A 12894-nucleotide genomic window follows, 5' to 3' on the forward strand; every position below is an offset into this window, starting at 1 on the left:
ACACCCGGCGCCCCCCGCCCCCCCCGGTGGTGCGCGGCGGGTGCGGGCGGCCTGGGCCGGACGGTCGCGGACCGTCCTGATCGTTCGGGCCCGGCTACTCCGGGCTGCTGATGTTGACCATCCAGGGGACGCCGAAGCGGTCCGTGCACATGCCGAACTCGTCGCCCCACATCTGCTTCTCCAGCGGCACCGACACCGAGCCGCCCTCGGACAGCTTCTCCCAGTAGCCGCGCAGCTCGGCGTCGTCGTCGCCGCTCAGGCTCACGGAGAAGGGGCTGCCCTGCGGGGTCTCCATGCCGGGCGGGTTGTCGGCGCCCATCAGGGTGAAGCCGCCGGGGGTCTCCAGCATGCCGTGCATGATCTGGTCGGCGTTCGGGGCGTCCGCCTGGCCGAAGTCGCCGTAGCTGTTGAGGGCCAGGGTGCCGCCGAAGACTTCCTGGTAGAACTCCATCGCCTGCCGGGCGTCGCCGTTGAACGTGAGGTAAGGGTTGAGACGCGAGACCATGAGAACCTCCCGGAAGGGGGCAGGGGCCGGTTGCGCGCAGCGTAACGCCGGGCACCGACAATGGCGCGCCGGGCGAGTGGTGACTGCTGGCGGGGCGGGCGAGGGCTGACCGCCGGGCGGGGCGGGCGAGCGGCGTTCGCCGGGCGGGGCGTGTTGACCGTCGGGCGGGGAGGTTCCGCCGGGCGGGGCGTGGTGACCGTCGGACGGGGCGGTGCCGCCGGGTGACCGGTGCCGCGGCCAACCGCCTTGTTAGCGTGGCCCTTTGAGCAGAGGGGGAGGGCCGCGCTCATGACATCGCATACGTTCCGCATCGGTGGGGAGCTGGACGTGCGCCGGCTCGGATTCGGCGCCATGCGCCTGCCGACCGAGCCCGGCCCGGACCGGGAGAACGCCCTCGCGGTCGCCCGGCGGGCCGTGGAGCTGGGCGTCACGCTGATCGACACGGCCCACCTGTATGGCGGGGGAGCCAACGAGGAACTCCTCGCCGAGGCGCTGCACCCCTACCCGGAGGGACTGCTGATCACCACCAAGGTCGGTGTCGCGCGCACCGGCCCCGGAGGCGAGTGGAAGCTCGACGGGCGGCCCGCGATCCTCCGCGAGCAGGTCGAGCAGGCCCTGCGGCGGCTGCGCCTGGAGCGGATCGAACTGCTCCAGCTGCACCGCATCGACCCCGACACGCCGCTCGCCGACCAGCTCGGCACGCTGCGGGAGCTCCAGACCGAGGGCCTGGTCGGCCGGATCGGACTGTCGGAGGTCACCGTCGCCGAGCTGGAGCGGGCCCGGCAGATCATCGACGTCGTGAGCGTGCAGAACCGCTACAGCCTGCTCGACCGGGAGCACGAGCCCGTGCTCGCCGCGTGCGAGGAGGCCGGCATCGCCTTCCTGCCCTGGCGCCCCGTCGCCTGGGGCGAGACAGGCGCCGACGCCGGGATCGCGGCCGTGGCGGCCGACCTCGGGGCCACGCCCACGCAGGTCGCGCTCGCCTGGCTGCTCGACCGCTCGCCGGTCGTGCTCCCGATCCCCGGAACGGCCCGGATCGAGCACCTGGAGGAGAACGTCGCCGCGGCCGGGCTGGAGCTGACGCCCGCCCATCGCGACCGCCTCGAACGCCTCCGCCGGCCGGCCGACGGGACGCCGACGCGCTGAGGCGCGGCCGGGGCCGTCGTAGGGAGGCTCACGCCTCGTCGGCGGACCCGTTGTTCCAGTCGTACGGGCCGCCGCCGCGCCACTCGATCAGCTCGGTGTCGTCGACGGCCGTGTCCGTCGTGGGCAGGCCCTCGCGGTGCAGCAGGTCCAGCACGTCGAACAGGCTGTAGGCGACGCCCATGTTCTCGCCGTGGATGGTCACCAGCCGTCCGCCGTCCGACGCGGGCGGCTGCACGACCACAGGGGGTTGACCGTCCATGACCCCACCATGCGCCCGAAACCGGCGGTTCGCAGCTCGGCCGGGACCGGAAGCGGGACGAACCGGTCCACCCCGCCGGTGCCGGGTCCCCGCCGCGGGCTGTCGAGCGGCCCGGTGCCCGCCGGGTCCGCTGTGCGCCGGTGACAAGGCACGATCCGGAAACTGAGTTCTCATCAGCACCCCCTGAGCGGCCCCACGCCGCAGCCCTAGCGTCCGTGGCATGGACATGAATCTCAGGAGCAGAGGGAAGTGGCGCGGTGCCGCACTGGCGGTGCTGCTGACCGCCGGGACACTCACGGCCGCCGCCCCGGGCGCCCGGGCCGACGGGGCGCGGACCGAGACACCGGTGACGTCGACGTCGCCGGTGACCGGGGTGACGGAGTCGGTGGTGCGGGTGAAGGTCCCGCTGCCCCAGGCGGCCGGGCCCCGCCCGGCCGCCTGCGACTGGCTGTCGTACCTGCGCTACCGCTCCGCCGACGGGCCCGCCGCCTCCGCCGACGCCGACCGCATCCTCATCGCCCAGCCCGGCATCCTGGAAGGCGCGGGAGCCTTCGACGGCGTCGCCCGCAACACCGTGGCGCGCGCCGCCGAACAGGGCCTGAACATCGAGTTCTGGGCGCTCGACCGGCGCTCCAACTGCCTGGAGGACCGCACCGGCATCGCCTCCGGCGACCAGCACACCGCCGTCGACTACTACTACCGCGGCAAACAGGTCGACGGCCGGACCTTCGACGGCTTCGCGCCCGACAGCCGGCTGGGCTGGATGGCGAGGCTCGGCATCGAGCAGACCGTGCGGGACCAGTACGACCTGCTCGCCGCCGAGGTGCCCGACCAGGCACAGCGCAAGCGGAAGGTGCTGTGCGGCGGGCACTCGCTCGGCGGAGTGATCACCGGATACTTCGCCACCGCCGACTTCGACGGCGACCGGACCACCACGGCCGACGCCGGCCACAACCAGTGCGCCGGCTACTTCGCCCTCGACACCACCGTCGCCACCTCCCTCGCCGACCTCAGCGGCAGCCTCCCCGACGACACCAACCTGCCCGACATCGGCCTCGGCCACGGCGTGATCCAGGCCGGGCTCGACAGCGGCGTGCTCTCCCGCACCCTGTCCGCGCCCGTCCTGCTCAATCCCGAGACCATGACCCTGCTCGCCATCGCCGGCCTCGGCGCCCTCAAGGACCTGGACGGCGAGGTCGACCTGCCCCGCTACCTGCCCTCCAACCTCAACATCGAGGCCACCAACCGCTTCCTGTTCTCCAAGGACACCGCGGCCTTCCTCGCCGGAACGCCCTCGGTGAAGGACTTCCGGCTCACCAACGGGGCGGTCCTCGGCGCGCTGCTGGACGACAACTCCGTGCCGCTGGCGTTCCTGCAGACCAGCGTCGGCTTCTTCGACGGCGGGCCGATCGCCGACAAGAGCTTCCCCGTCGCCAACGGCGGCGCCCAGCGGCCCGGGCTGTACGGCACCGCGTACAAGGCCATCCCGGACCGGCCGCACGGCCCGCTCTACACCTGGCGCACCTACGACCGCGTCGGCGACCCCGACGACCCCGGCCACCGGTCGGCCGACGGCACCCCGTTCACCGGCCCCGGGGAGGAGGTCACCGACATCCGGCAACTGGCCCGCAGCCTGGCCGAGCAGCCGCTGGACTTCACCGAGCAGTACTTCCCGACCAAGCTCGTGACGGACCTTCAGATGTCGACCGCCCCGCAGGTGAAGAAGCTCGTCGTCCACCCGCAGGGACTCAAGGCGAACCCGGTGCTCACCGTCCTCGCCGGTGAGGGCCTGCTGGCCGGCCGGGTCCCGCCCGAGCTGCACCCCGTGGTCGCCGACGGCTACCAGCACCTCGACGTCCTGACCGCCGCGGCCGAGCAGAACGACGGCCGGCCCGAGCCCGTCTCCACCAGCCTCGCCGCCTTCGCCCGGTCGCCCCGCTAGCCCCCGTACGCACGACCGGGGTGGCCCCGCTGGCCCCCCCCGTACGCACGACCGGGGCCCGGGAGGTTCTCCTCCCGGGCCCCTTCACGTGGCGCTGCGGCTCACAGTCTGCCCGCGGCGAACGTGGCCGCCGCGTCGGCGTCGTCCCGGTAGCCCAGGTGCGCCCCGACGTCGCCGCCGCCGCTCTCGCAGATGGGGTCGCCCTTGGCGCAGATGTCCAGGGTGCGGCTCTGGTAGGTGCCGGTGACGCTCTTGCCGAGCGCCCGGATCGGGTTGCCGAACAGCAGCACGGCGGCGACCTTCGGCTCGACCTGCGCGGGCAGCGTGGCCACGATGGGGCTGCCCACCACCGCGCCCGCGCTGCTGATGCCGATCGAGTTGTCGACGACGTTCGCGCCCTGCGAATAGCCGACGAGGACGAACTTCTGGTTCGGGCAGGCGGCGGCCTGGCTCTTCACGTGGTTCACCAGATCCAGATTGCCCTGGGCCGCGGACGTCGGAGAGAGGTCGGCGGGATAGTTCACCTTGTAGCTGGACAGGCTTTTGCCCGTCACTTTCTTCTGCAGGGCGGACAACACCGGGTCACCGACGATGAAGCCGAGCGTGCCCGGCTCGAAGGTGCCGCGGGCCGCGACGAGTTCCACGTCCGTGCAGGCCGCCGCGGCGGCCGGGGGAGCCGAGAGGGTGGCAAGTCCGGCCCCGCCGGCCAGGGAGAGCACGGCGAGGCACAAGCGGATACGCATGGGGGATCCTCCGCGTGTGAGGCGCGTCGAGCGCCTGCGAAAAAGGACGGCCCGAACGTATTCGCTGCCCCTCGCCGGGTGTTATGGACAGGATTATGGAATCACCGCGGTTTTTTGTCGCCGATTGAGTGCCGGGATTCAGGCCTGCCGTTCTCCCAGCGATTCCGCACGCAACGCGAGAATGAGATCGAGGCGGGTTCGCGGATCGTGCAGGGCGTCACCGAAGAGCTTCTCCAGCTGGCGCAGGCGGTAGCGGACCGTCTGCGGGTGGACGTGCAGCCGCACGGCGACGTCGGGCACGTTGCTGCCGCTGAGCAGCCAGGCCAGCAACGTCTCGGCGAGCCGGTCGCGCTGCCCCGCCGAGACCGTGTCCAGGGGCGCGAGCACCCGCGCCCGGAGCCGGTCGAGCAGCGGCTCGTCGCCGTACAGCAGCAGGGTCGACAGATGGTCGGAGCACCGCACCACGCCCTGGCGGGGGAGCACCCCGCGCCCCATCAGGCCGAGCGCCCGGGTGGCGAGGCGCAGCGACTGCGCGGCCTCGGTGACCGGAACCGTCGGGCCGACCGCGGCGGGCCGGCCGCGCAGCGCGAGCGTGAACGCCCGGCCGCCGAACCGTCCCGAGCCGTCCGGGTCGGGCACCAGCATGCGCGGCGGCCGGGACTCCATGTCCACCAGCGCGCCCGCCGCCGCCAGCGGGCGGTCCTCCTCCCGGCGGTCCGGCGCCGCCGCCAGCGCCACGACGGCGACCGTCCGCGGCACCGGCCAGCGGGCGCTGTGCGCCAGGTCCTGCACGGCCTCCAACGCCACCGGGCCATCCTCCAGGAGCAGGTCGAGCAACCGCCCGCGGCGCCGCTCCAGCTCGTCGGAGCTGCGCAGCTGGGCCTCCGCGTAGCCGGCCGCGGCCGCCTGGGCGACCTCGTGCACCGTCCGGAACGCCAGCTCACCGAGCGCCGCCACGACCGTGGAGTCCAGACCGAGTTCCTCCGCCGTACGCCCCATCAGCCGCCAGGCGTGCAGCCCGCCGACCCGCAGCGCCGACTGCAGCGCGTCCAGGCTGCGGCCCTCCAGGGCCTCACCGCGCCCGAGTTCGTAGTACGTCGACGCGATCCCGCCGCCGTCCTCGCGCGGGTCGGCGATGTGGTCCACGAACAGGGTCAGCGCCTGCACCACCCCCGACCGCAGGTTCCTGCGGTACGCCCCGTCCGCGGGCCGCGCGTACTCGGGGACCTGACGGCGGACCTCCTCCTCCACCTCGTCGGCGACCGCGGCGAGCTGGACGCGCAGCAGCTCCGCCAGCTCGGGCGGCACCGGTGGCGTGCCGGGACGGTCCGGCACGCCGTGCGGGGTGGGCACGGCCATCACGGGCACTCCTTTCGGCCGGAAGCGGCTCGCCCACGGGCTGTTGCCAGGGGGACGAGTGGGAAGTCCTGTGTTGGACGGACGACCCATCCGCTCCGTTCCGTGCCCCGACGGCACCCCCGTCACTCCGGCACGCCCAGCGCACGGGCGAGCATCGGCCACGAGGCGGTGAACTCCCGCTTCCAGTAAGGCCAGTCGTGTCCTCCTCCCGCGTAGAAGTGCGCGGTGACCGGGATGCCCAGCAGGGCCAGGGCGCGGGCGAAGCCCTGCGCCGAGGGCCACAGGGCGCTCTCCAGCGCCTCGGGCAGCGGATCGCCGCTGCCGCCGGCCAGCCCGCTGCCCTGCGAGACGTACAGGGCGGTGCCGCGCAGCCCGGCGGCGCGGGCCCGCGGATTGAAGTCCCGCCAGGTCAGGAGGTTCAGCAGCGGATGCCCCCACAGCGACGCGGCCGGCAGGTTCTCGCGGGCCACGATCGCGTCCATGATGGCGGGAACACCGGGGGCGGTGGTGTCGAGGATGCCGCTGTAGGAGGCCGCGGCGGTGAACGCCCCGGGGTGGCGGGCCGCGTGGGCCATCGCGCCGTAGCCGCCGGTGGACACCCCGGCGACCGCCCGGACACCCGAGGCCCGGTACTGCCGGGCCAGCAGCGCCGGTACCTCCTTCACCTGGAAGGTCTCGTAGTCGGGGCCGCCGCGCCACACGCTCGGGATGCCGGTGGGGCCCGCGTCCGGCATCGCCACGATCAGGTCGCGGCCCTCGGTGAAGGCCTCGATGTCCGTCTCCCGGGTCCAGGACGTGTAGTCGTCGTGGGCACCGTGCAGCAGGTACAGGACGGGGTACCTCTTCTCGGGCCGCGCGCCGAAGTCCGACGGCAGGATCAGCCGGACCGGGGCGGTGCGGCCGAGCGCGGCGGAGGGCACGGACACGTCCAGGGTGCGCGGCCCCGTCCGGGTGGCCGCCCCGGCACGGGCCGTGCCGCCCGCGGCCCCGAACAGGACCGCGAGGCCGGCGGCGGCCGTCGCTCTGGCGACGGTGCGCCGGGACACTCCGGTGGCCGGCATCGGCGTGCGGGCCGGCTCGGGCAGGTCGGGCATGGCGGCTCCTCGGGTTGCGGTTCAGGGGGCCCGCTCGGCGAGCACCCGGCCCAGGTGGGCGGCGAGTTCGTCGACGTGCGGCGGATCGAGCAGCGACAGATGGTGACCGGGCACCGGCACGACCTCCAGGCGCGGGCACACCTCGTCCCAGCCCAGCGCCTCGTCGTCGCGCTCGTACGCCGGGTCGCGCACGGTGTGCGGCGCGGGTTCGGCTGCCCGGTAGAGGACCACCGGCCCGTCGTAGCCACCGGGCCGGTGCGCTTCCCCGATGCCCAGGTCGAGGTACGACGCCCGCTGGTGCTCCAGCGCGGCGGGCGGCACGTCGGCGGCCTCGCGCAGCGCCCGCAGCACGGCGTCGATGCGCGCCCGGTCGTCGTCCAGGGCCACCAGCTCGTCGTACGGCAGCCCCAGCTCCACGCCGTAGGCGTCGGCGACGTGCCGGGCGAAGCCCTCGAAGTGCGCCCGGACGCGGTCGGCGCGCGACTGGCCGGGGCGGGGGAGGGGGCGCACGGAGTCGATGAGCACGACCAGCCGGACGTCCCGTCCGGCGGCGCGCAGCTGCCGCGCCGTCTCCTGGGCGAGGAACCCGCCGAAGGACCAACCCCCCAGCACACAGGGTCCGTCGGGGTGGGCGGCGCCGATGGCCTCGGCGTAGCGGCGGGCCTTCTCGGGCACGGTCCGGGCCTCCTCGATCCGCGCCAGGCCGTACACCGGCCGGTCGTCCCCGAGACGGTCGGCGAGCGTCCGGTAGACGGTGACGGGGCCGCCGGCGGCGTGGGCCAGGAACAGCGGCGGACGGGAGCCGGACGCGCGCAGCGTCCGGAGTGGGGTGTCCAGGGCGAGCCGCACCCGGGCGGCGGCGTCCTCGACGGTGACGGCGGTGAACAGGGCGCGCAGAGGCAGCTCGATGCCGAACTCGCGCTCCACGGCCGTCCGGACGCGGACCGCCATCAGCGAGTCCAGACCCAGGTCCGCCAGGGCGGTGCCCGGGGCGAGACGTGTGGGCGGATGTCCGGTGACGGCGGCGATGTGGTGGACCAGCCGGGCCAGGACGGAGGAGGCGTCCGCCGACTCGGAGGGACGATCCTCCGGCGCCGAGGCCGAGCGGGCTTCGGCTGGGTCTGGTGCAGTGCGGGCCCGGGGGTTTGCGGATGTGTGGGCCCGGGTGTCTGCGGGTCCCTGTGTCGTGTGGGCCCGGCCGTCCGTCCACCAGTGCCGTACGTGCCGCCACCGCGGTACGGGCAGGTCGACGACCCGGCCGGGCGGCACGGGCAGTCGCTGGCCCGCCGCGTAGAGGGCGGCCAGCTGCCCGGCGAACGCCTGAGCCCCGTCGGCGTCGCGGCGCAGCGTGGCCAGGGCGAGGGCGCCGGGCACCGTGTCGGCGACGGCGCCCGTCAGCACCGGGTGGGGCGAGATCTCCACGAACGCGGTGTGGCCGTCGGCCGCGGCGGACGCGAGCGCCCGGTCCAGCCGCACGGGCCGCCTCAGATTGGCCGCCCAGTGATCGGCGTCGAACACGCAGTCGCCCCGCGGGTCGTCGAGGACGGTGGAGTGGACCGGGACGACCGGTCGCCGGCCCCGGATGCCGGACAGCGCCTCGACCAGCTCCGGCAACAGGCCGTCCACCTGGGGGGAGTGTCCGGCGCCGACGACCCGCATGGCCCGGACCGCTCGGCCCTGCCCCTCCAGCCGGCGCACGAGCGCGGCCACCGCCGCCTCCTCGCCGGTGACGACCTTCTGCCGGGGCGAGGAGTGCACGGCGACGTGCACACCCCGTTCCAGCGACTCCACTTCGGCGTCGTCCAGGTCCACCACCGCCATGGCCCCGCCCCGCAGCCCGGCGAGCAGCCGGGCCCGCACGGCGATGACCCGCGCCCCGTCCGCCACGTCCAGCGCGCCCGCGTACACGGCCGCGGCCACCTCGCCCATGGAGTGGCCGATGACCGCGGCGGGCTCGACCCCGTGGGAACGCCACAGCTCGGCCAGGGCCAGCTGGAGCCCGAACAGCACGGGCTGGGCGACCTCCAGCCGGTCGAGGCCGGTCCCGGAGGACAGGCGGTCGTGGAGGGACAGTCCGCACTCCGGGGCGAGCTGCGGGTCGAGCTTCTCGACGGCGGCCGCGAACGCGGGCTCCTCGGCCAGCAGCCGCCGCCCCATGCCCGGCCACTGGCTGCCGTAACCGGAGAAGACCCACACCGGGCCGGGCCCCACGCGGTCGCGGTCACCGGTCACCACCCGCGCGTCCGGACGCCCGGCCGCCAACGCGTCCAGCGCGTCGGCCAGTTCGGCCCGGTCACGGGCGACCACGGCGGCGCGCACCGGGCCCCGGCCGGTCCGCCCGGCGAGGGTGCGGGCCACGTCGGCGGGACGGGCGGCGCTGTCGCGCAGCCGGTCGGCGAGCCTGCCCGCCGTGTCGCGGACGCGCTCGGCGTCGACGTCGGAGAGCAGGTGAAGCCGCACGGCGGGCTCCTCGGTCGCCGGGGCCGGGACCAGGCCCGGCGGCCCCTCCTCCAGCACCACATGGGCGTTGGTGCCGCCGAAGCCGAACCCCGAGACCCCCGCGACGGCCGTGCCGCCGTAGCGGGGCCAGGGCTCCGGCTCGGTCACCACGCGCAGCCGTTCGTCGGCGAGGGAACTGCCCCGCGCGCAGTGCAGGGACGGCGGGATGCGGTCGTGGTGCAGGGCCAGCACGGTCTTCACCAGGCCGGCGACGCCCGCGGCCGACTCCAGATGACCGAGGTTGCCCTTGACGGACCCCAGCAGCAGCGGCTGGTCCGGGTCGCGCCCCGAACCGAGCACCGCGCCGAGCGCGCCCGCCTCGATCGGGTCGCCCAGCGGGGTGCCGGTGCCGTGCGCCTCCACGTAGTCGACCTGTGCGGCGGCCAGCCCCGCCCGGACGTACGCGCTCTCCAGCAGCGCCTGCTGGGCGGCCGGGTTGGGCGCCATGAGGCCGTTGGAGCGGCCGTCGGAGTTGACGGCGGAGGCGCGGACGACGGCGAGCACGCGGTCGCCGTCGCGCTCCGCGTCGGACAGCCGCTTGAGGATCACCGCCGCGCAGCCCTCGCCCCGGCCGATGCCGTCGGCCGCCGCCGAGAACGGCTTGCACCGCCCGTCCGGCGCGAGGGCGCCCGCCCTGCGGAAGGCGACGCTCACGGCGGGCGACAGCAGCAGGTTGACGCCGGCGGCGATCGCCGTGTCGCTCTCGCCGGTGCGCAGGCTGACGCAGGCGTGGTGCACCGCGACCAGCGAGGACGAACAGGCCGTGTCGACGGCCAGGCTCGGCCCGCGCGTGTCCAGGACGTAGGCGAGCCGTCCGGCGGCCACGCTCAGGGCGCCCCCGGCCGGGGCCCAGGGGTCGACGGCGTCCGGGTCGGCGCCGGTGAGCTGCCCGTACTCCGGTGCGGAGATGCCGACGAACACCCCCGTGGCGGTGCCCGCCAGCGACCCGGCCGGCACGGCGGCGTGGTCGAGCGCCTCGTGGACCACCTCCAGCAGGATCCGCTGCTGGGGGTCCATCACCGCGGCCTCGCGCGGGGTGATGCGGAAGAAGTCCGCGTCGAATCCGGCGATGTCGTCGAGGTAGCCGCCGAGGGGATGCGCGTCGGCGGGCGGGAAGGCCGTGAAGTCGCGCCAGCGGTCCTCAGGGACGCGCCGGATCGCGTCGACGCCCTCACTGAGCAGCCGCCAGAAGTCGTCCGGGCCGTGCACCCCGCCGGGCAGCCGGCACCCGACCCCGACGACCGCGACCGGCTCGCCCGGTCCGCCGGGCCCGCCGGGTCCGCTCGACGGTCCAGGACGGGGAGGCGGGACGGCTGTGGCCTCCGTGCCGCACAGCCGTGCCACCAGGGCGTCCACGGTGGGCGTCTCCCACAGCAGCGTCGCGGGCAGTTCGCGGCCCGTCGCCCGGGACAGCTCACCGGCCAGGGCGACCGCGTCCCGCGAGGACATGCCGAGATCCGCCAGCGGCCGGTCCGTCGGGACGTTTTCGGGAGCCGTGCCGTACCAGACGGCGACCCGCTCGGCGACGAGCCGCCGCAGGGCGCCCTCGTCGACGGGCCTCATCCCGCCGCCCCCGTCGCCGCCGCCCGGTCCTGCCCGCCGTAGGCGCCCTCCAGGTACCGGGCCCGGGTCAGCGCCCGCGACACCTTGCCGCTGGAGGTACGCGGTACCGTGCCCGGCGGCACCAGGACGACGTCGGCGAGCCGCAGCCCGTGCCGTGCGGAGACCGCACCGCGCACGGCACGCACCACGGCCGGCACGTCCAGTGCGGCGAGGCACGCGGTCCGCGCGTGCTCGGCCACGACGACCACCCGTTCGCCACCGGCACCGCCGGGCACGGCGAACGCCGCCAGCCGGTCCCGGCGCACCGCCTCGTGCGCGTCCTGGGCCGTCGCCTCCACGTCCTGCGGATAGTGGTTGCGGCCGTCGACGATGATCAGGTCCTTCAACCGCCCCGTGACGACGAGCTGGCCCTCCAGCACCGTCCCCAGATCGCCCGTGCGCAGCCAGCCGCCCGGAGCGGCCGCGGCGTCCGCGGCGTCCGCGAATCCGGCACCGAAGACGTCCCCCGGCCCCCGGTCCCAGTAGCCGCGGCCCACGTTCGGCCCCTGCACCCAGATCTCACCCACCTCGCCCTCCGACAGCAGGGCCCGCGTCACGGGGTCGGCGATCCGCACCCGCTGGCCCGCCGGTGTCCCGCAGCCCGCCAGGAGCACGGCGCGGGGGTCGTCCGGCCGCGCGGACAGGGCCTTCCCGGCCGCCAGCGCGTCACGGTCCAGCGCGAACCGGCGCAGCGGCTCACCCGGCCGGGCCGCGCACACGAACACGGTGGCCTCGGCCAGCCCGTACGACGGGCAGTGCGTCCCGGGCGCCAGGCCCTGGCCGGCGAACGCCGCGTGGAAACGGTCGGCCGTGCCCGGGCGGACCGGCTCGCTGCCGTTGATCAGCGCGGTGACCCCGTCCAGCCGCAGGCCCTCCTTCTGCTCGGCCGTGACGGTCGCGACGCAGTAGTCGTAGGCGAAGTTGGGCGCGGCGCTCACGGCGTTCGGGTGCGCGGCGAGCAGCCGCAGCCAGCGCACCGGCTCGTGCAGGAACGCGGCCGGGTCCATGAGGACCGACAGCAGCCCGCGCACCACCGGCGCCGCGACGCTGAGCACCAGCCCCATGTCGTGGTAGAGCGGCAGCCAGCCCACGCAGGTGACCGGGCGCGTGTCGGCGCCGTAGGCGGTCAGCGCCTGGCGGGCGTTGGCGACGACGTTGGCGTGGCTGATCTCCACGCCCGCCGGGGCACGGGTCGAACCGGAGGTGTACTGGAGGTAGGCGGTCGCCCCCGGGTCGGGGGCGACCGGCCGCCAGTCGCGGGCGGCGTCGTCGGGCACCTCGTCCGCGACGACGATCCGCGGCCCGTCGGCACCGAGGAAGTCCCGCACCTCGTCCAAGGCCTGGCCCGTCGTCACCACGACCGAGACCCGCGCGTCGGCCAGGACGCCCGCGAGCCGGTCCGCGTGCCCGGGCAGCCCCGGCGGATACAGCGGCACGGCGACCAGCCCGGCGGTCAGCGCCGCGAGGAAGGCGGTCACGTACTCGGTGCCCTGCGGGCACAGCAGCGCCACGCGGTCTCCCGGCCCGGCCTCCCCGGCGAGGCGCGCGGCGAGCGCCCGCACCCGCGCGTCCAGCCGGCGCCAGGTCAGCGTGCGGTGGACGCCCCGCGAGTGCGGCGCGGGATGCTCGACGAACGTGAAGGCCCGGCGGTCCGGGGTGGTCTCGGCCCAGTGCCGCACGAACTCAGGCAGCGTCGGGCACACGGGCGCGAGCGGGGGGCGACGGCTGTCCATCGGGCGGGGCTC

General features: G+C 75.4%; 9 protein-coding genes. 2 read left to right on the forward strand and 7 right to left on the reverse strand.

The annotated features are described in order from the left end of the window. Positions 1–94: 94 nt before the first annotated feature. Positions 95–505: a VOC family protein gene (locus ABZ948_RS35420; protein ID WP_359766664.1), complete on the reverse strand. Its 411-nt coding sequence runs from the start codon at positions 503–505 to the stop codon at positions 95–97. 288 nt (positions 506–793) lie between these two features. On the opposite strand from ABZ948_RS35420, the gene ABZ948_RS35425 reads away from it, so the two are divergent. Further along, positions 794–1651: an aldo/keto reductase gene (locus ABZ948_RS35425; RefSeq protein ID WP_359766665.1), complete on the forward strand. Its 858-nt coding sequence runs from the start codon at positions 794–796 to the stop codon at positions 1649–1651. Between the two features lie 28 nt (positions 1652–1679). On the opposite strand, the gene ABZ948_RS35430 is transcribed toward ABZ948_RS35425, so the two are convergent. Beyond that, positions 1680–1910: a hypothetical protein gene (locus tag ABZ948_RS35430; protein WP_359766666.1), complete on the reverse strand. Its 231-nt coding sequence runs from the start codon at positions 1908–1910 to the stop codon at positions 1680–1682. A gap of 220 nt (positions 1911–2130) precedes the next feature. Here ABZ948_RS35430 and ABZ948_RS35435 point away from each other — a divergent pair, with 220 nt between their 5' ends. Then, positions 2131–3852, forward strand: a complete 1722-nt coding sequence (locus ABZ948_RS35435; RefSeq protein WP_359766668.1) for a hypothetical protein — start codon at positions 2131–2133, stop codon at positions 3850–3852. A gap of 101 nt (positions 3853–3953) precedes the next feature. On the opposite strand, the gene ABZ948_RS35440 is transcribed toward ABZ948_RS35435, so the two are convergent. The 5 genes from ABZ948_RS35440 to ABZ948_RS35460 form a co-directional block, all read right to left on the reverse strand. Then, a complete protein-coding gene (locus tag ABZ948_RS35440; protein ID WP_359766670.1) occupies positions 3954–4595 on the reverse strand; it encodes a cutinase family protein in 642 nt (213 codons plus the stop codon). 138 nt (positions 4596–4733) lie between these two features. Beyond that, entirely contained in the window at positions 4734–5954 is a 1221-nt protein-coding gene (locus ABZ948_RS35445) for a PucR family transcriptional regulator (RefSeq protein ID WP_359766672.1), read from the reverse strand. Between the two features lie 122 nt (positions 5955–6076). Then, the gene (locus ABZ948_RS35450; protein ID WP_359766674.1) at positions 6077–7048 is read right to left on the reverse strand and encodes an alpha/beta hydrolase; all 972 of its coding nucleotides are present in this window, start codon (positions 7046–7048) and stop codon (positions 6077–6079) included. Positions 7049–7069: 21 nt separating this feature from the next. Further along, positions 7070–11110, reverse strand: coding sequence for a beta-ketoacyl synthase N-terminal-like domain-containing protein (locus tag ABZ948_RS35455; protein ID WP_359766676.1), 4041 nt, complete (start codon positions 11108–11110; stop codon positions 7070–7072). After that, on the reverse strand, positions 11107–12882 hold the full coding sequence (locus ABZ948_RS35460; protein WP_359766677.1) for a fatty acyl-AMP ligase: 1776 nt from the start codon (positions 12880–12882) through the stop codon (positions 11107–11109). Before ABZ948_RS35460 ends, ABZ948_RS35455 begins: the two co-directional genes overlap by 4 nt. Positions 12883–12894 lie beyond the last annotated feature (12 nt).

Origin of the sequence: Streptomyces olindensis, assembly GCF_040645895.1 — a bacterium.
GTDB classification, from domain to species: domain Bacteria; phylum Actinomycetota; class Actinomycetes; order Streptomycetales; family Streptomycetaceae; genus Streptomyces; species Streptomyces olindensis.